Origin of the sequence: Pseudomonas sp. TMW22090, from assembly GCF_022496665.1 — a bacterium.
Classification (GTDB): domain Bacteria; phylum Pseudomonadota; class Gammaproteobacteria; order Pseudomonadales; family Pseudomonadaceae; genus Aquipseudomonas; species Aquipseudomonas gregormendelii.
Genome location: NZ_SCFH01000001.1, coordinates 1110719 through 1129048, shown reverse-complemented (window position 1 = coordinate 1129048; position 18330 = coordinate 1110719). Strand labels below are relative to the sequence as shown.

The window sequence follows — 18330 nt, the reverse complement described above, 5'->3', positions numbered from 1 at the left end:
GAGGGCAGGTCATGAACAGCAGTCATCCACTGTCGCGTCGGGGGTTTCTCAAGGGCAGTGCCGTGCTTGGCGGCGGGCTGGTGGTGGCCTTTGTCATCCCCGGTGCTCACCGCTTCGCCCAAGGCGCGGAGAATCAGGGCAATGTATTCGCACCGAATGCGTTCTTGCGAATCGGCAACGACAACAGCGTCACCGTGCTGCTCGGGCACTCGGAAATGGGCCAGGGTATCTGGACCGGCCTGACCATGCTGATTGCCGAGGAGCTGGACGCCGACTGGTCGAAAATCCTCGTCGAACATTCCCCGGCGTCGGCCGCCGATTATGGTCTGGCCGGCTTCGGCGGGATGCAGATTACCGGCGGCTCGACCTCCACCTGGATGGAGTTCGATCGCTACCGCCAGGCGGGTGCGGCGGCGCGCTTGATGCTGATCGACGCGGCGGCCAAGCGCTTCAATGTCGCGCCCTCGACGATCCGTACCGAATCGGGGGTGGTCATCGCCGCAGATAATCGGGTCACCTACGGTGAACTGGCCGATGAAGCCGGCCAGTTGCCGGTGCCGGACCCGGCCTCGATCAAGCTCAAGGAGCCCAAGGACTGGAAGCTGATCGGCAAACCCACCAAGCGCCTGGACACGCCGGAGAAAATCACCGGCAGGGCCAGGTTCGGCATGGATGTGCAGTTCGAAGGGTTGATGACCGCCATGGTTGCTCGCACGCCGGTGTTCGGTGGCCACGTCAAATCTTTTGAAGGCGCCGAGGCGCTGGCGATACCGGGCGTGCACAAAGTGGTGCAGGTGCCCAGCGGAGTGGCGGTGATCGCCGATCACTATTGGGCGGCGAAGCTGGGACGCGATGCACTCAAGATTGACTGGGACCTGGGGCCGAACACTGGCCTGGACAGCCAGCAATTGCTGGAGAGTTTCCGCAAGCTGGCCGGCACCCCGGGCCTGCCTGCCAGTAAGGCCGGGGATGCCAAGGCCGCCCTGGCCAAGGCGGCGAAAACCATCGATGTCGAATACAGCGTGCCTTACCTGGCCCACGCACCGATGGAACCGCTCAATTGCACGGTGAAAATCACCCAGGACAAGTGCGAGATCTGGACGGGCACCCAGTTTCAGACGCTGGACCAGATGATCGCCGGGAAAATTACCGGGTTGAAGCCCGAGCAGGTGGAGATTCATACCGAGTTCCTTGGAGGTGGCTTTGGCCGCCGCGCCAATCCGACTTCGGATTTTGTTGCCGAAGCGGTGCAGGTGGCCAAGGCCGCAGGTGCGCCGGTGAAGACGGTGTGGTCCCGCGAAGACGACATCCGTGGCGGCTATTACCGCTCGGCATTCCTGCATCAGGCGCGCATTGGCCTGGATGCGGGTGGGTTGCCCATCGCCTGGCAGCATGTATTGGTCGGGCAGTCGATCATGGCCGGCACCATGCTCGAGGCAACGATGGTCAAGGATGGCATCGACAAGACCTCTGTCGAGGGCGTGGCGGACAGTCCCTATCTGCAGCACCTGGCCAACCATCAGGTCGAACTGCATTCGCCGAGCACGGGCATCAATGTGCTGTGGCTGCGTTCAGTGGGGCATACCCATACCGGATTCGTCATGGAATCGCTCATCGACGAACTGGCCGAGGCGGCGGGCCAGGATCCGGTGGAGTACCGACGAACCCTGCTCAAGGACCATCCGCGGCATCTCGGCGTGCTGAACCTGGCCGTGGAAAAGGCCAACTGGAAGGCAACGTTGCCGGATGGCCATGCGTTGGGCGTGGCGGTGCACGAGTCATTCGGCAGTTACGTCGCCCAGGTGGCCGAGGTGTCCCAGGACAACCTGGCGATTCGCGTGCATCGGGTGGTGTGCGCGGTGGACTGCGGCATTGCGGTCAACCCGCAGAGCATCGCGGCGCAGATGGAGTCGTGCATTACCTTCGGCCTGGGGTTTGCCCTGCACAGCAAACTGACCTTCAAGAACGGCAAGGTGGAGCAGTCCAATTACCACGACTATCAAGTACTGCGCCTCAATGAGATGCCGGTGGTTGAAGTGCATATCGTGCCCAGTTCCGAGAAGCCCGGGGGTATCGGCGAAGCGGGTGTGCCGCCGACGGCACCGGCAGTGGCGAACGCCGTATTCGCCTTGACCGGGCAACGCCTGCGGGAACTGCCGCTGCAACTGTCGGGGGTGTGAGATGAAACGACATCTGATGCTGGGCGCGGTGATGCTTCTTGGCCTGGTGGCTTACACCGAGGACCTGTTCGCGGACGACAGTGAAGCGCTCAAGGCCTTCGATACCGTGCAGAAAGTCTTCCAGAGCCCGCGTTGCCAGAATTGCCATATTCCGGGGGATTCGCCGCTGCAATTCGATGCCGGCACGCCCCATGCGATGAATGTCGTGCGCGGCCTGGACGGCAAGGGTGCAGCAGGCCTGCCGTGTACCACCTGTCACGCCGAGGCCAATCCGCCGGCCAGTTACGGCCCCAATGCGCCACCCGGTGCGCCCCACTGGAGCCTGCCGCCGGCCGCCCACAAGATGGCCTGGATCGGCCTGCCGGCCGATCAGCTATGCGCAATGATCAAGGATCGCAAGGCCAACGGCGACCGTGATTTCGCCGCGCTGATCAAGCATGTCAGCGACGACAAACTGGTGCTCTGGGGCTGGAACCCGGGAGCTGGCCGGGCGCCTGTGCCGGTACCACACGATATTTTTGTCGCCCAGTTCAAGCTGTGGGCGGAGGCGGGAGGGCCATGCCCGGTCCGGGGCATCTGACCCGGAACTGAACTCAAAAAAAACCCGCCGGAGTCGGCGGGTTTTTATCGGCTAACCGAAGATTACTCTTCCAGGCTGCCCATCGCAGTGGTGTTGAAACCACCGTCTACGTACATGATTTCGCCGCTGATGCCGGACGCCAGGTCCGAGCACAGGAAGGCGCCGGCGTTGCCGACTTCGTCGATGGTGACGTTACGACGCAGCGGGGTTTGCGCTTCGTTGGCGGCCAGCATCTTGCGGAAGTTCTTGATGCCGGAAGCGGCCAGGGTGCGGATCGGACCGGCCGATACGCAGTTGACGCGGGTGCCGTCCGGGCCCAGGGAGCCGGCCAGGTAACGTACGCCAGCTTCCAGGGAAGCCTTGGCCATGCCCATCACGTTGTAGTTCGGCATGGTGCGCTCGGCGCCCAGGTACGACAGGGTCAGCAGGCTGCCGTTACGGCCCTTCATCATTTCGCGACCGGCCTTGGCCAGGGCTACGAAGCTGTAGGCGCTGATGTCGTGGGCAATGCGGAAACCTTCACGGGTGGTGGCTTCGGTGAAGTCGCCGTCCAGTTGGTCGCCGGGAGCGAAACCTACGGAGTGCACGATGCAGTCCAGGCCGTCCCACTTCTTGCCCAGCTCAACGAAGACCTTGGCGATTTCTTCATCGCTGGCCACGTCGCACGGGAAGCACAGGTCCGGGTTGGAACCCCAGCTTTGTGCGAACTCTTCGACACGACCTTTGAGTTTGTCGTTCTGATAAGTGAAGGCAAGCTCAGCGCCCTCGCGATGCATGGCGGCAGCGATGCCGGATGCGATGGACAGCTTGCTGGCGACACCGACGATCAGTACGCGCTTACCGGCGAGAAAACCCATGTGTTGCTCCTCTTTCAGGTTATTGCGCAGTGGCTGGAGCCAGGAAAGCGGCTTCCAGCAACTGCTGTGTATACGGATGTTGGGGGGCGGCAAAGATACTTTGCGCGTCTCCCTGTTCGACCACTTGGCCCTGCTTGACCACCATCAGCTGGTGGCTCAGCGCCTTGACGACAGCCAGGTCATGGCTGATAAACAGATACGTCAGGTTGTACTTGGTTTGCAGTGAACGCAAAAGCTCCACCACCTGGCGTTGCACGGTGCGGTCGAGGGCCGAAGTCGGCTCGTCCAGCAGGATCAACGCCGGTTTGAGCACCAATGCCCGGGCAATGGCAATTCTCTGCCGTTGCCCACCGGAAAATTCGTGGGGGTAGCGGTGCCGGGTGTCCGGATCCAGGCCTACCTCCTTCAATGCCGCAATAATCGCTTGTTCCTGTTCCGCCTCGCTACCCATCTTGTGGATCCGCAGGCCTTCGCCGACGATCTGACTCACGCACATTCGTGGGCTGAGGCTGCCAAAGGGGTCCTGGAACACCACCTGCATCTCCCGCCGCAGCGGCCTGACCTGTTGCTGCGTCAGGCAGTCTAGCTGGTTGCCTTCAAAACGGATGCCGCCTTTGCTGCCGATCAGCCGCAAAATCGCCAGGCCGAGGGTCGATTTACCGGAACCGCTTTCTCCCACAATGCCCAGTGTCTGGCCCTGGGGCAGGCTGAAGTTGATGCCGTCGACCGCCTTGATGTGGTCGACGGTCTTTTTCAGCAAGCCTTTCTTGATCGGAAACCACACTTTCAGGTCCTCGACCTGCAGCAGCGGCGGCCCGATTGCATTGGTGGCCGGCATCCCGCTGGGCTCCGCTGCCAGCAGTTCCCGCGTGTACGGATGCTGCGGCGCGCGGAACAATTCTTCGCACGATGCCTGTTCGACGATGCAACCGCGCTGCATGACACATACTCGGTGCGCAATTCTTCGCACCAGGTTTAAATCGTGACTGATCAGTAGCAGCGCCATGCCCAGGCGGGCCTGCAATTGCTTGAGCAATTCAAGGATTTTCAACTGCACTGTTACGTCCAGCGCGGTGGTCGGTTCGTCGGCAATCAGCAGTTCCGGCTCGTTGGCCAGGGCCATGGCGATCATCACGCGCTGGCGCTGGCCGCCGGACAATTCATGGGGCAGGGCCTTGAGGCGCTTGTGCGGCTCGGGGATGCCGACCATCTCCAACAGTTCCAGGGTGCGTTGGGTGGCGATCTTGCCGACCAGCCCTTTATGGATGCCCAGCACTTCGTTGATCTGCTTTTCGATGGAATGCAGAGGGTTGAGCGAGGTCATCGGCTCCTGGAAGATCATCGCAATCCGGTTGCCGCGGATATGCCGGATGGTCTTTTCCTTCAGGCTCAGCAGGTCCTGGCCCGAGTATTCGATGGTCCCCGACGGGTGTCGGGCGAGCGGGTAGGGCAGCAGCCGCAGGATCGAGTGGGCGGTGACCGATTTGCCCGAGCCGCTTTCGCCCACCAGGGCCAAAGTCTCGCCGCGCTTGATGTCGAAGCTGACACCCTCGACCACCCGTTGCACGCGCTCACCGACGACAAACTCCACCGCCAGGTCGCGCACTTCGATCAGATTGTCCTGATTCATTTTCACTTCCTCGGGTCGAAGGCATCGCGAGCGGACTCGCCGATGAACACCAGTAAACTCAACATCAACGCCAGTACCGCGAAGGCGCTCATGCCTAGCCAGGGCGCCTGCAGGTTGGATTTGCCCTGAGCCACCAGTTCACCCAGGGACGGCGCACCAGGCGGCAGCCCAAAGCCCAGGAAGTCGAGGGCGGTGAGGGTGCCGATGGCGCCGGTCAGGATGAACGGCATGAAAGTCATGGTCGAGACCATGGCGTTGGGCAGGATATGGCGGAACATGATCGCACCATTCTGCATCCCCAGCGCCCGCGCCGCGCGCACGTACTCGAGGTTGCGCCCGCGCAGGAACTCGGCGCGCACCACGTCCACCAGGCTCATCCAGGAGAACAGCAGCATGATCCCCAGCAGCCACCAGAAGTTCGGCTGCACGAAGCTGGCGAGGATGATCAGCAGGTACAGCACCGGCAGCCCGGACCAGATTTCCAGGAAGCGCTGCCCGGCCAGATCCACCCAGCCGCCATAAAAGCCCTGCAAGGCCCCGGCAATCACGCCGATGATCGAGCTGAGGATGGTCAGGGTCAGGGCGAACAGTACAGAGATGCGGAACCCGTAGATCACCCGGGCCAGCACGTCGCGGCCCTGGTCATCGGTGCCCAGCAGGTTGTCCGCTGAAGGTGGCGCCGGAGCCGGGACCTTCAGGTCATAGTTGATACTTTGATAGCTGTAGGGAATCGGCGCCCACAGCACCCAGGCATCCTTGGCCTTGAGCAGTTCGCGGATATACGGGCTCTTGTAGTTGGCTTCCAGCGGGAACTCGCCGCCGAAGGTGGTTTCCGGGTAGCGCTTGAGCGCCGGGAAATACCAGCCGTCGTCGTAATGCACCACCAGCGGTTTGTCGTTGGCGATCAATTCGGCGCCCAGGCTCAGGCCGAACAGCACCAAAAACAGCCACAGCGACCACCAGCCGCGCTTGTTGGCCTTGAACAGTTCAAATCGCCGACGATTGAGTGGGGACAGGTTCATCTCAATGCTCCCGGCTTTCGAAGTCGATACGCGGATCGACAAAGGTGTAGGTGAGGTCGCCGATCAACTTCACCACCAGGCCCAGCAGGGTGAAGATGAACAACGTGCCGAACACCACCGGATAATCGCGATTGATGGCCGCCTCGAAGCTCATCAGGCCAAGGCCGTCGAGGGAAAAGATCACTTCCACCAGCAACGAGCCGGTGAAGAAGATTCCGATGAAAGCCGACGGGAAGCCGGCGATCACCAGCAGCATGGCGTTACGGAACACGTGTCCGTAGAGCACGCGGTGGTTGGTCAGGCCCTTGGCCTTGGCGGTCACCACATACTGTTTGTTGATTTCGTCGAGAAAACTGTTCTTGGTCAGCAGGGTCATGGTCGCGAAGTTACCGATCACCAGCGCCGTGACCGGCAGGGCCAGGTGCCAGAAATAATCGAGGATCTTGCCGCCAGTAGTGAGCTCATCAAAGTTGTTGGAAGTCAGGCCTCTGAGCGGAAACCAGTCAAGGTAACTGCCGCCGGCAAACAGCACGATCAGCAGGATCGCGAACAGGAAGGCCGGGATCGCATAACCGACGATGATCAGCGAACTGGTCCAGACGTCGAAATGGCTGCCGTGCCGCGTAGCCTTGGCGATCCCCAGCGGGATCGACACCAGGTACATGATCAGGGTGCTCCACAGCCCAAGGGAGATAGAGACCGGCATTTTTTCCTTGATCAGGTCGATGACCTTGGCGTCGCGGAAGAAACTGTCGCCGAAATCCAGCTTCGCGTAGTTCTTGATCATGATCCACAAGCGTTCCGGCGCCGATTTGTCGAAGCCGTACATGTGCTCGATTTCCTTGACCAGCGCCGGGTCCAGCCCTTGGGCGCCACGATAGGCGGAGCCGGCCACCGAGACCTCGGCGCCGCCGCCGGCAATGCGGCTGGTGGCGCCTTCGAAGCCTTCGAGCTTGGCGATCATCTGCTCTACCGGTCCACCGGGGGCGGCCTGGATGATCACGAAGTTGATCAGCAGAATGCCCAGCAAGGTCGGGATGATCAGCAGCAGTCGTCGAAAAATGTACGCCAGCATCTGATTACTCCGTGCCCGCAGCGTCGGTTTGCAGTTTGGTTTCGACCTCTATCGCCGGTTTGGCATCCGGCTTGATCCACCAGGTGTTGATGCCGATATCGTAGGTCGGTGAGATTTTCGGATGGCCGATGTGGTTCCAGTAAGCCACGCGCCAGGTCTTGATGTGCCAGTTGGGGATCACGTAATACCCCCATTGCAGCACGCGGTCCAGCGCCCGGGCGTGGGCCACCAGGCTATTGCGCGAATCGGCGTTGATCAGTTGCTCGACCAGCTGGTCGACCACCGGGTCCTTGAGACCCATGGAGTTGCGGCTGCCGGGCTTGTCGGCGGCGGCAGACATCCAGAACTCCCGTTGTTCATTGCCTGGCGAGTTGGACTGCGGGAAGCCGCCGACGATCATGTCGAAGTCCCGAGAGCGCACCCGGTTGATGTACTGGGAGACGTCGACCCGACGGATCACCAGGTCGATCCCCAGATCGCTGAGGTTGCGCTTGAACGGCAGCAGCACCCGCTCGAATTCAGTCTGGGCCAGCAGGAACTCGATGGTCACCGGTTTGCCGGTGGCATCGACCATCTTGTCGTCGACGATGCGCCAGCCGGCCTCCTGCAGCAGTTGATAGGCCTGACGCTGCTGGTTTCGAATCATGCCGCTGGCATCGGTGCGCGGGTTCTGGAACGCCTCGCTGAACACCTGCTCGGGAATTTTTCCGCGAAAGGGGTCGAGGATTGCCAGCTGGTCGGCATCCGGCAGGCCCGTGGCAGCCATTTCCGAGTTTTCGAAGTAACTGCGGGTGCGCACATAGGCGCCGTTGAACAGTTGCTTGTTGGTCCATTCAAAGTCCAGCAGCAGGCTCAGGGCGTGGCGCACGCGCACATCCTGGAACACCGGGCGCCGCAGGTTGAACACAAAGCCCTGCATGCCGGTCGGGTTGCCGTTGGGGATCTGTTCCTTGATCAGGCGGCCTTCGGTGACTGCTGGAATGTTGTAGGCATTGGCCCAGTTTTTTGCGGTCATCTCCAGCCAGTAATCGAACTGGCCGGCTTTCAGGGCTTCCAGCGCGACGGTGTTGTCGCGGTAGTAGTCGGTGGTCATCACGTCGAAGTTATAGAAGCCGCGGTTGACCGGCAGGTCCTTGCCCCAGTAGTCCTTGACCCGCTCGTAGCGCACTGAACGCCCGGCCTTTACTTCGCTGACCCGGTAGGGCCCGCTGCCCAGGGGGATTTCCAGGTTGCCCTTGTTGAAGTCGCGGTTGGCCCACCAGTGTTTGGGCAACACCGGCAGCTGGCCAAGAATCAGCGGCAGCTCGCGGTTGTTGCTGTGCTTGAACTTGAACAGCACGGTCAGCGGGTCTTCGGCGATCACTTCGGCCACGTCGCTGTAATAGCCACGATAGAGCGGGGCGCCTTCCTTGGTGAGCATGTCGAAGCTGAAGATCACGTCCTCGGCATGGATGGGGTGACCGTCGTGGAACCGGGCTTGCGGGCGCAAATAGAAACGCACCCAGCTGTTGTCGGGGGCTTTCTCGATCTTGCCGGCGACCAGGCCGTACTCGGTGAACGGTTCGTCCAGGCCTTGTCTGGCAAGGGTGTCGTAGATCATGCCGACATCGTCGGCGGGCACGCCTTTGCTGATAAACGGATTAAGGCTGTCGAAGCCGCCGAAGCCTGCCTGGCGGAAGGTCCCGCCCTTGGGCGCGTCAGGGTTCACGTAATCGAAATGCTTGAAGTCGGCCGGGTATTTGGGCGGTTCGTTGTACAGGGTCAGCGCGTGTTGCGGAGCGGCGCAGGCCAGCCCGGCAAACATCAGGCCGCTGACCTGCAACAGCAGGGCACGTACAGGTGTCATCGATCCTTCTCCGAAGATTTCAGCCACCACGCGCTCAAGCCCAGGGTGTAGGGCGGCGTGGTGACAAAGGCAAACCGGTTGCGGTAGGCCAGGCGGTGATAATTGAGGTACCAGTTGGGAATGATGTAGTGCTGCCACAGCAGTACGCGATCCAGTGCCTTGCCGGCGGCGACCTGCTCGTCACGGGTCCTGGCGGCGAGCAGCTGTTCGAGCAGGTGGTCAACCACGGGGTTGGCGATACCTGCGTAATTCTTGCTGCCCTTGACCGTCACCTGGCTGGAGTGGAAATACTGCCATTGCTCCAGGCCGGGGCTGAGCGTCTGGTTGAGGGTCATCAGGATCATGTCGAAGTCGAATTGGTCGAGACGTTGCTTGTACTGGGCGCGATCGACCGTTCGCAACCGGACATCGACGCCGATGCTCGCGAGGTTCTCGACGTAGGGCTGGAGAATGCGTTCCAGGTTGGGGTTGACCAGCAGGATCTCCAGGCGCAGCGGCTGGCCGGCGGCATTTTGCAGGCGCTGGCCGTTCAGCTTCCAGCCGGCTTCGGCGAGCAGGCCCAGGGCGTTGCGCAGTGTCTGCCGGGGGATGCCGCGACCATCGGTCTGGGGCAGGCTGAACGGTTCTGTGAAGAGCCTGGCCGGCAGCTGATCACGGTAGGGCTTGAGCATCAGCCATTCGTGGCCGACAGGCAGCCCGGTGGCGGAGAACTCGCTGTTGGGGTAGTAGCTCATGGCGCGTTTGTAGGCGCCGCTGAACAGCGTGCGGTTGGTCCACTCGAAGTCGAACATCAGCCCCAGCGCTTCGCGGACCTTGGGATCGGCAAAGGCGGGGCGCCGGGTGTTCATGAACAGGCCCTGGCTCTGGGTCGGAATCTGGTGCGGGATCAGCGCCTTGATCACCTCACCGCGCCTGACCGCCGGGAAGCGGTAGCCGTTTTCCCAGTTCTTCGCCTGGTGCTCGATGTAGATGTCGAACTCCCCGGCCTTGAACGCTTCGAAGGCGACGTCGCTGTCGCGGTAGAACTCGACCTCCATCCGGTCGACGTTGTACTTGCCGCGGTTGACCGCCAGGTCCTTGCCCCAGTAATCCTTGACCCGCTCGAAGATCAACTGCCGCCCGGGCGTTACCGAGGTAATGCGGTAGGGGCCGCTGCCCAGGGGCGGTTCGAACGTGGTGGCCTTGAAGTCGCGGCCTTTCCAGTAATGCTGGGGCAATACCGGCAACTCGCCCAGGCGCAGGATCAGCAACGGGTTGCCGGCGCGCTTGAAGACGAATCGGATACGGTGGGGGTTGAGGATATCGACCCGCAGCACTTCCTGGAGGTTGGTGCGGTATTGCGGATGCCCTTCCTTGAGCAGCAGGCGATAGGAAAACGCGACGTCGTAGGCGGTGATCGGCACGCCGTCATGAAACCTGGCCTCGGGGCGCAGGTTGAACACGACCCAGCTGCGGTCGTCGCTGTACTCCACCGATTGCGCGATCAGCCCGTAGCTGGAAGTGGGCTCATCGCCAGACGGCGCGTATTGGCCGGTGCCCACCATCAGCGGCTCGTTGAGTTCGTTGATGCCGTATTGCAGGAAATTGGGCGTGGAAACCGGGCTCGATCCCTTGAAAGTATAGGGATTGAGCGTATCGAAGGTGCCGAATGCCATCACTCGCAACGTACCGCCCTTGGGCGCTTGCGGGTTGACCCAGTCGAAGTGGGTAAATCTGGCCGGGTACTTGAGGGTGCCGAACTGCGCATAACCATGGCTTTCGCTGATTGTCGCGCTTGCGGGTGAGCTCAAGGCCAGGCTGATCAGGAGCAGGAGGAGGGGACGCTTCAAGTCAGAGATCCGATCCAGGCGGCTTGGGCTTTATGGACCGTACAGTAACAGCTTGTCTGTGCAGGAAAAAGATGGCGTATTTGGAAGGACGGGCTTGCTCGCGATGGTCGATCACGATAACGCTGGGAATCTGTCACCCCGCGGCGCTCTCAGGTTCTTCGCGAGCAAGTTCGCTCCTGCAGGGGGTGTGTGAGTCTTGGAAAAACAGCCCCTGGGTCCAGGGGCTGTTTTTTAGTGCGGCGAGTAGACCGTCAGCATCTGGCCTGGCTTGAGTGCCTGGCCGAGGCGCGGGTTCCAGCGTTTGAGGTGCTGCATCTCGACGTTAAAGCGCTTGGCGACCATGTACAGCGAGTCGCCCTGCTTGACCTTGTACTTGGTCCGCTGCTTCTTGCTGTTGGCGGCGACTACCGTGTTGACGCGTCCGCCGCTGCGCTTGGCGTTGTCCTGCATGACCAGTGTCTGGCCAACCTTGAGGTTCTTGCCGGTCAGCTTGTTCCACTGCTGGAGATCCTTCACGTCGACCTTGTTCGCCTTGGCAATGGTGCCCAGGTTGTCGCCGCGCTTGACCCGATAGGAGCGCTTGGCGCCGGCAATGGCCGGGCTGTTGGCGCCTTCGAACACTGGCTTGAGCGGTCGCTTGCTGATCAGCTCTTCCGGGCGCATGGTCGACAGGCTGGTGGTCAGCAGTTGCGCCTTCGAGGTGGGCACCAGCAAGTGCTGGGGGCCATCGAGGGTGGTGGTGCGCTGCTTGAAGGCCGGGTTGAGCTGGAACAGCTCGTCTTCGTCGATGTTGGCCACTGCAGCGACCTTGGACAGGTCCATGCGCTGGTTGATCTCGACCACCTTAAAGTACGGCTCGTTGGCGATAGGGTTGAGGTTCACCCCGTAGGCTTCCGGCGCCAGCACCACTTGGGACAGCGCGAGCAGCTTGGGTACATACGCCTGGGTTTCCGCCGGCAGCGGCAGGTTCCAGTAATCGGTCGGCAAGCCCAGTTTTTCATTGCGCTCGATCGCCCGGCTGACCGTACCTTCGCCGGCGTTGTAGGCCGCGAGGGCCAGCAGCCAGTCGCCGTTGAACATGTCATGCAGGCGGGTCAGGTAGTCCATTGCCGCAGTGGTCGAGGCGGTGATATCGCGACGGCCATCGTAGAACTGGTTCTGGCGCAGGTTGAAGTAACGCCCGGTGGAAGGAATAAATTGCCAAAGACCCACCGCATGGGCCCGGGAATAGGCCATCGGGTTGTAGGAGCTTTCTATCACTGGCAACAGCGCCAGTTCCAGTGGCATGTTGCGTTCTTCCAGGCGTTCGACGATGTAATGAATGTACAGGCTGCCGCGTTCACCGGCGTTTTCGAGGTAAGACGGGTTGTTGGCGAACCACAGGCGCTGTTGTTCGATGCGCGGGTTCAGGCCGACGCTGTCCTGCAACTGGAAGCCCTGGCGCATGCGCTCCCAGACGTCCTGTGGAATTTGCGGAACAGGCTTTTCGCTGAGCCAGACAGGTTTCTGCTTGGCTCGAGCGGCGATGTTGGGGGTGTGTGTCGCTTCGGTTTGCGGCACATGGCTTGAACAGCCCGCCAGCGTGGCGGACACAGCCACCGCGATGGCTTGAGCCAGGCGGGTCAATGCGTCTGAATTGATGGACTTACGAATAGATGACGACATTGGCTGGAAGTAAGTTCCGGGCAAAAATGTCGGGCGATTCTAGAAAGCGCACCCCCCAAGGTCAACCATTGAGAATTCCCGTACCGCCCGGTAGCCTCCCTAGAACTTGTCTTTCCAGGCACGCAAGGCAGCAAAGACCGCACTCGGACTGCTGTTATCGGTGCCGCTCCGTTCGTCCACTTTTTCTTTAATAGATGTTTCGCCGGCACGCAGGAAGGGGTTGGTGAGCTTTTCCAGGGCGAGCGTCGAGGGCAGCGTCATGATCCCGGATTCGCGCATTTGCGTGACTTTGCCCAGGCGTTCGACCGTGTGCGGATTGCCGGGCTCGACCGCGACAGCGAAGCGCAGATTGCTCAGGGTGTATTCATGGGTGCAGTACACCAGCGTATCCTCGGGAAGGGCTGCAAGCCGGTTCAGGGAGGTATGCATTTGCTCCGCGGTGCCCTCGAACAGGCGGCCGCAACCGGCAGCGAACAGGGTGTCGCCGCAGAACAGCAGGCCATGATGATAGAAGGCGATGTGCCCCAGGGTGTGGCCGGGAACGGCAAGGACATCGAACTCCCAGCCCAGCACGCTGACCCGGTCGTTGTCCTTGAGCGCCACGTCGCGGGCCGGGATGCGCTCGCTGGCCGGGCCGTAGACCGTCGCGTCGGTCGCGCTCTTGAGCACTTCCACGCCGCCGACGTGATCATGGTGGTGATGGGTGATCAGGATATCGCTCAACACCCAGCCCGGATGGGCCGCAAGCCAGGCCTGCACGGGCGCGGCGTCACCGGGATCGACCACGGCGCAGCGCTGGGTAGTGTGGTCCTGTAACAACCAGATGTAGTTGTCGGTAAAGGCAGGCAGGGCACTGATCTGTATCATCGTCGGATTCGCCAAGCGGAAAACATTGGCGCATCTTAGAACTTCCTGGCGCGTTGGAGAATGCAATGACCGATAAAGCGTTCGCTCAGGCTGACCCTGACTGGCTGGATTTGATCAGCGCAGCCCGTGAGTGGCTGTCCGGCCCGATTGGGCAATTTCTCCTGGATGAAGAGCGGCGCATGCTCGAAGACGAGCTGGGGCGCTTCTTTGGTGGCTATCTGGTGCACTACGGCCCATCGGCTCAAACGCCTCCGTCGGCGCCGCAGGTGCAGCGCAATGTGCGCCTGGGCGCGCCGCTGCCCGGCGTGGAAATCGTCTGCGAGGAACAGGCCTGGCCCTTGAGCGAACATGCCGCCGACGTCGTGGTGCTGCAGCATGGGCTGGATTTCTGCCTGTCGCCACACGGCTTGCTGCGTGAGGCCGCCAGCAGCGTGCGGCCAGGTGGGCACCTGCTGATTATCGGCATCAACCCCTGGAGCACCTGGGGGTTGCGGCACGTATTTGCCCATGACGGCTTGCGCAAGGCCCGTTGCATATCGCCTTCGCGGGTCGGGGACTGGCTGAACCTGCTGGGCTTCGCGCTGGAGAAACGCCGCTTCGGGTGCTATCGTCCGCCGCTTGCTTCCCCGGCATGGCAGACCCGGTTGGCCGGTTGGGAGCGCAAGGCCGGTGACTGGCAGTTGTCCGGTGGCGGCTTCTATCTGCTGGTGGCACGCAAGATCGTGGTCGGTTTGCGCCCCCTGCGCCAGGAGCGCCGTGAGCCCATGGGCAAGTTGATTCCCTTGCCGATGGCCAAGGTCAACCGTCGCCGCATCGAACCGTAAGACACACTTTTATTCCCGGCCGGGTTGACCCCGGCCTCGGGCATCGTCGATCACGGATCGGCGAGCCTCGGCATTTTTCTGGAAAGGTTGGCATGAGCGATAGCGTAGAACTCTTCACCGACGGCGCCTGCAAGGGCAATCCCGGCCCTGGCGGCTGGGGCGCATTGCTGGTGTGCAAGGGCGTTGAAAAAGAACTCTGGGGTGGCGAAGCCAACACCACCAACAATCGCATGGAGTTGATGGGAGCGATCCGTGGCCTCGAAGAACTGAAGCGCTCCTGCGACGTGCTGCTGGTGACCGACTCGCAGTACGTGATGAAGGGCATCAACGAGTGGATGGACAACTGGAAGAAACGTGGCTGGAAGACGGCGGCGAAAGAGCCGGTAAAAAACGCTGATCTGTGGAAGCTGCTGGACGAGCAGGTCAATCGCCACAATGTCACCTGGAAGTGGGTGCGCGGGCACATTGGCCATCATGGCAACGAGCGGGCGGACCAGCTGGCTAACCGTGGCGTCGATGAAGTGCGCGGCTTCAAACAAACCTGAAAGCCCTGGGCGCGATCTTTTGATCTTGTTTTCAGAGCGCAGATCAAATTTCCGTAGGAGCTGCCGCAGGCTGCGATCTTTTGATCTTGTTTTTAGAACGCAGATCAAAAGATCGCAACCTGCGGCAGCTCCTACACAGGACCCTGTGCTCTAAGGCATCCGCCAGCGTGTTAACATTCGCGCTTTTTCAAGATTCACCCGTTGAGAGCTGAGCACTGATGGCCACCAGATCCGTTGTACTCGATACCGAAACCACCGGCATGCCGGTGACCGATGGCCACCGGATTATCGAAATCGGCTGTGTCGAGCTGCTCGGTCGGCGTCTGACCGGCCGGCACTTCCATGTCTACCTGCAACCTGATCGCGAGAGTGACGAAGGCGCGATTGGCGTGCACGGCATCACCAACGAATTCCTGGTGGGCAAGCCGCGCTTCAACGAAGTGGCCGATGAGTTCTTCGAATTCATCAAGGGTGCACAGCTGATCATCCACAACGCGGCGTTCGACGTTGGCTTCATCAACAACGAATTCGCCCTGATGGGCCAGCACGATCGCGCCGACATCACCCGGCATTGCTCGATCCTCGACACCCTGATGATGGCCCGGGAACGTCACCCGGGGCAGCGCAACAGCCTGGATGCCCTGTGCAAGCGCTACGGCGTCGACAACTCGGGCCGTGAGCTGCACGGCGCCTTGCTCGACTCCGAGATCCTGGCGGACGTCTACCTGACCATGACCGGTGGCCAGACCAGCCTGTCGCTGGCCGGTAACGCCTCCGATGGCAATGGCTCGGGCGAAGGGGCGGATAATTCGGCGACCGAGATACGCCGCCTGCCGGCAGATCGCCAGCCGACGCGGATCATCCGCGCCAGTGAGGACGACCTGGCCCAGCATGTGGCGCGGTTGGAGGCGATCGCCAAGGCGGCGGGGGCTCCGGCGTTGTGGCAGCAGCTGGTTGAGGCTGAGGCTTCGGCGTAGGTCTCGGTGTAGTCTGGGTAAAGATCGCAGCCTCGTTTCACTCGGCAGCTCCTACGGGAGGGTGAAGAGGCACTGACCCATTTCAGGGCGTCCCCACTCGCCACATCCGCTCCAACCCTCTACCCTGAGGAGATTGGCAGACTTGGGGCTGCCGCCTCAGGATCCTGAGCCCAATGTATAAAGACTTGAAATTCCCGGTATTGATCGTCCATCGCGACATCAAGGCCGACACCGTCGCCGGTGACCGGGTGCGCGGCATCGCCCGGGAGCTGGAGCAGGAAGGCTTCAGCATTGTCTCGGCGACGGACTACGCCGAGGGACGCCTGGTTGCTTCGACCCATCACGGTCTTTCCTGCATGTTGATCGCCAGTGAAGACGCCAGCGCCAATTCACATTTGTTACAGAATATGGCCGAGCTGATCGGACTGGCCCGGGTTCGCGCGCCGGATCTGCCCATCTTTGCCCTCGGTGAGCAGGTGACCCTGGAAAACGCTCCGGCGGATGCCATGGCCGAGCTCAACCAGCTTCGCGGCATCCTGTATCTGTTCGAAGACACCGTGCCATTTCTGGCCCGCCAGGTCGCCCGCGCGGCACGCAAATACCTCGACGGTCTGTTGCCGCCGTTCTTCAAGGCGCTGGTGCAGCATACCGCTGACTCCAATTATTCGTGGCACACCCCCGGGCATGGTGGTGGCGTGGCCTATCACAAGAGTCCGGTAGGGCAGGCGTTTCATCAGTTCTTCGGGGAAAACACCCTGCGCTCGGACCTGTCGGTGTCGGTTCCCGAGTTGGGCTCCCTGCTGGACCACACCGGCCCCCTGGCCGAAGCCGAGGCGCGCGCGGCGCGTAACTTTGGTGCCGATCACACCTTCTTCGTCATCAACGGCACGTCCACCGCCAACAAGATCGTCTGGCATTCAATGGTCGCCCGGGATGACCTGGTGCTGGTGGACCGCAACTGTCACAAGTCGGTACTGCATTCGATCATCATGACCGGGGCGATTCCGCTGTACCTGTGCCCGGAGCGCAATGAGCTGGGGATTATCGGCCCGATTCCCTTGAGCGAATTCAGCCGCGAGACGATCCAGGCCAAGATCGATGCCAGTCCGTTGACCAAAGGGCGGGCGCCCAAGGTCAAGCTGGCGGTGGTGACCAATTCGACCTACGACGGCCTTTGCTACAACGCCGAACTGATCAAGCAGAGCCTGGGCAACAGCGTCGAGGTGCTGCATTTCGACGAGGCCTGGTACGCCTATGCGGCCTTCCATGAGTTCTTCGCCGGCCGCTACGGCATGGGCACCTCGCGCAGCGCGGACAGCCCGCTGGTCTTTACCACCCATTCCACGCACAAGCTGCTGGCGGCGTTCAGCCAGGCTTCGATGATTCACGTGCAGGACGGTGGGGCGCGCCAACTGGACCGCGATCGCTTCAACGAAGCCTTCATGATGCACATCTCCACTTCGCCGCAGTACAGCATCATCGCTTCGCTGGATGTGGCGTCGGCGATGATGGAAGGGCCTTCGGGGCGCTCGCTGCTGCAGGAAATGTTCGATGAAGCCCTGAGTTTTCGGCGCGTCCTGGCCAACCTGCGCCAGCACATCGCCGCCGATGACTGGTGGTTTTCGATCTGGCAGCCGCCTTCGGTGGAAGGCATCAAGCAGGTGGTCACCGAAGACTGGTTGCTGCAGCCCGACGCCGACTGGCACGGCTTTGCTGGTGTAACCGACGATTACGTGCTGCTCGACCCGATCAAGGTCACCCTGGTGATGCCCGGCCTCACGGCGGGAGGTGCCTTGAGCGAGCGCGGGATTCCGGCGGCAGTGGTCAGCAAATTCCTCTGGGAGCGCGGCCTGGTGGTGGAAAAAACCGGGCTGTATTCGTTCCTGGTGCTGTTTTCCATGGGCATTACCAAAGGCAAATGGAGCACCTTGCTCACTGAGTTGCTGGAATTCAAGCGCAGCTACGATGCCAACGTCAGCCTGGCGAGCTGCCTGCCCTGCATAGCGCAAGAGGATGCCGATCGCTATCGGGGCATGGGCTTGCGTGACTTGTGTGACCAACTGCACGCCTGTTACCGCAGCAACGCCACGGCCAAACACCTCAAGCGCATGTACACCGTATTGCCACAGATCGCCATGAAACCGTCTGACGCCTATGATCACCTGGTGCGCGGCGACGTTGAAGCGGTGTCGATCGATGCCCTGGATGGGCGGATCGCTGCCGTGATGCTGGTACCCTATCCGCCAGGAATCCCGTTGATCATGCCCGGCGAGCGTTTTACCGACGCCACCCGTTCAATCAACGATTACCTGGCATTTGCCCGCACATTCGACAGCAGCTTTCCCGGCTTTGTCGCCGATGTGCACGGCTTGCAACACGAAGATGAGGGCAATGGACGGCACTACACCGTCGATTGCATCAAGGAATGAGGAC

14 protein-coding genes and 1 pseudogene are annotated in these 18330 nt (G+C 61.5%); 7 read left to right on the top strand and 8 right to left on the bottom strand.

All coding sequences use genetic code 11. The features are described 5' to 3' along the window. The first annotated feature begins 11 nt into the window (after positions 1 to 11). Together EQV97_RS05160 and EQV97_RS05155 are read left to right on the top strand one after the other, a co-directional pair. Complete coding sequence (locus EQV97_RS05160) at positions 12 to 2180, top strand: xanthine dehydrogenase family protein molybdopterin-binding subunit (protein ID WP_240888567.1); 2169 nt, start codon at positions 12 to 14, stop codon at positions 2178 to 2180. 1 nt (position 2181) lies between these two features. Beyond that, the gene (locus EQV97_RS05155) at positions 2182 to 2760 is read left to right on the top strand and encodes a hypothetical protein (protein ID WP_240888566.1); all 579 of its coding nucleotides are present in this window, start codon (positions 2182 to 2184) and stop codon (positions 2758 to 2760) included. A 62-nt stretch (positions 2761 to 2822) separates the two neighbouring features. Here the strand turns inward: EQV97_RS05155 and fabI are convergent, their stop codons facing one another. The 6 genes from fabI to EQV97_RS05125 are packed head-to-tail and all read right to left on the bottom strand — an operon-like array spanning position 2823 to position 11019. Beyond that, a complete protein-coding gene (gene fabI, locus EQV97_RS05150) occupies positions 2823 to 3617 on the bottom strand; it encodes an enoyl-ACP reductase FabI (protein WP_008152082.1) in 795 nt (264 codons plus the stop codon). Positions 3618 to 3636: 19 nt separating this feature from the next. Continuing rightward, positions 3637 to 5247, bottom strand: a complete 1611-nt coding sequence (locus EQV97_RS05145; protein WP_122839657.1) for an ABC transporter ATP-binding protein — start codon at positions 5245 to 5247, stop codon at positions 3637 to 3639. Between the two features lie 2 nt (positions 5248 to 5249). Beyond that, positions 5250 to 6269, bottom strand: coding sequence for an ABC transporter permease (locus tag EQV97_RS05140; protein WP_045061610.1), 1020 nt, complete (start codon positions 6267 to 6269; stop codon positions 5250 to 5252). A gap of 1 nt (position 6270) precedes the next feature. Then, the gene (locus EQV97_RS05135) at positions 6271 to 7344 is read right to left on the bottom strand and encodes a microcin C ABC transporter permease YejB (RefSeq protein ID WP_045061609.1); all 1074 of its coding nucleotides are present in this window, start codon (positions 7342 to 7344) and stop codon (positions 6271 to 6273) included. Positions 7345 to 7348: 4 nt separating this feature from the next. Next, complete coding sequence (locus tag EQV97_RS05130; protein ID WP_240888565.1) at positions 7349 to 9190, bottom strand: extracellular solute-binding protein; 1842 nt, start codon at positions 9188 to 9190, stop codon at positions 7349 to 7351. Then, positions 9187 to 11019, bottom strand: a complete 1833-nt coding sequence (locus EQV97_RS05125) for an extracellular solute-binding protein (protein WP_240888564.1) — start codon at positions 11017 to 11019, stop codon at positions 9187 to 9189. Before EQV97_RS05125 ends, EQV97_RS05130 begins: the two co-directional genes overlap by 4 nt. A gap of 103 nt (positions 11020 to 11122) precedes the next feature. Here EQV97_RS05125 and EQV97_RS28980 point away from each other — a divergent pair. Beyond that, a pseudogene (locus EQV97_RS28980) lies at positions 11123 to 11220 on the top strand (outer membrane lipoprotein carrier protein LolA); the annotation flags it as partial. 30 nt (positions 11221 to 11250) lie between these two features. On the opposite strand, the gene EQV97_RS05120 reads toward EQV97_RS28980, so the two are convergent. After that, entirely contained in the window at positions 11251 to 12684 is a 1434-nt protein-coding gene (locus EQV97_RS05120; RefSeq protein WP_122839660.1) for a transglycosylase SLT domain-containing protein, read from the bottom strand. Positions 12685 to 12783: 99 nt separating this feature from the next. Further along, entirely contained in the window at positions 12784 to 13551 is a 768-nt protein-coding gene (gene gloB, locus EQV97_RS05115; RefSeq protein ID WP_240888563.1) for a hydroxyacylglutathione hydrolase, read from the bottom strand. Positions 13552 to 13616: 65 nt separating this feature from the next. On the opposite strand from gloB, the gene EQV97_RS05110 reads away from it, so the two are divergent. The 4 genes from EQV97_RS05110 to EQV97_RS05095 all read left to right on the top strand — a co-directional run bounded on the left by EQV97_RS05110 (position 13617) and on the right by EQV97_RS05095 (position 18326). Beyond that, complete coding sequence (locus EQV97_RS05110) at positions 13617 to 14375, top strand: methyltransferase domain-containing protein (RefSeq protein WP_122839662.1); 759 nt, start codon at positions 13617 to 13619, stop codon at positions 14373 to 14375. Positions 14376 to 14467: 92 nt separating this feature from the next. Further along, entirely contained in the window at positions 14468 to 14920 is a 453-nt protein-coding gene (gene rnhA / locus EQV97_RS05105; protein ID WP_122839663.1) for a ribonuclease HI, read from the top strand. Positions 14921 to 15138: 218 nt separating this feature from the next. Then, positions 15139 to 15897, top strand: a complete 759-nt coding sequence (gene dnaQ / locus EQV97_RS05100) for a DNA polymerase III subunit epsilon (protein WP_122839664.1) — start codon at positions 15139 to 15141, stop codon at positions 15895 to 15897. A gap of 173 nt (positions 15898 to 16070) precedes the next feature. Next, a complete protein-coding gene (locus tag EQV97_RS05095) occupies positions 16071 to 18326 on the top strand; it encodes an Orn/Lys/Arg decarboxylase N-terminal domain-containing protein (RefSeq protein ID WP_240888562.1) in 2256 nt (751 codons plus the stop codon). The last annotated feature ends 4 nt before the right edge of the window (positions 18327 to 18330 follow it).

Bases quoted from the DNA above. Each gene is read 5' to 3' on its own strand.
- EQV97_RS05145 (WP_122839657.1), bottom strand. From the start codon at position 5,247: ATGAATCAGGACAATCTGATCGAAGTGCGCGACCTGGCGGTGGAGTTT.
- dnaQ (WP_122839664.1), top strand. From the start codon at position 15,139: ATGGCCACCAGATCCGTTGTACTCGATACCGAAACCACCGGCATGCCG.
- EQV97_RS05095 (WP_240888562.1), top strand. From the start codon at position 16,071: ATGTATAAAGACTTGAAATTCCCGGTATTGATCGTCCATCGCGACATC.
- EQV97_RS05140 (WP_045061610.1), bottom strand. From the start codon at position 6,269: ATGAACCTGTCCCCACTCAATCGTCGGCGATTTGAACTGTTCAAGGCC.
- EQV97_RS05120 (WP_122839660.1), bottom strand. From the start codon at position 12,684: ATGTCGTCATCTATTCGTAAGTCCATCAATTCAGACGCATTGACCCGC.
- EQV97_RS05130 (WP_240888565.1), bottom strand. From the start codon at position 9,190: ATGACACCTGTACGTGCCCTGCTGTTGCAGGTCAGCGGCCTGATGTTT.
- fabI (WP_008152082.1), bottom strand. From the start codon at position 3,617: ATGGGTTTTCTCGCCGGTAAGCGCGTACTGATCGTCGGTGTCGCCAGC.
- EQV97_RS05110 (WP_122839662.1), top strand. From the start codon at position 13,617: ATGACCGATAAAGCGTTCGCTCAGGCTGACCCTGACTGGCTGGATTTG.
- EQV97_RS05160 (WP_240888567.1), top strand. From the start codon at position 12: ATGAACAGCAGTCATCCACTGTCGCGTCGGGGGTTTCTCAAGGGCAGT.
- EQV97_RS05135 (WP_045061609.1), bottom strand. From the start codon at position 7,344: ATGCTGGCGTACATTTTTCGACGACTGCTGCTGATCATCCCGACCTTG.
- EQV97_RS05155 (WP_240888566.1), top strand. From the start codon at position 2,182: ATGAAACGACATCTGATGCTGGGCGCGGTGATGCTTCTTGGCCTGGTG.
- gloB (WP_240888563.1), bottom strand. From the start codon at position 13,551: ATGATACAGATCAGTGCCCTGCCTGCCTTTACCGACAACTACATCTGG.
- rnhA (WP_122839663.1), top strand. From the start codon at position 14,468: ATGAGCGATAGCGTAGAACTCTTCACCGACGGCGCCTGCAAGGGCAAT.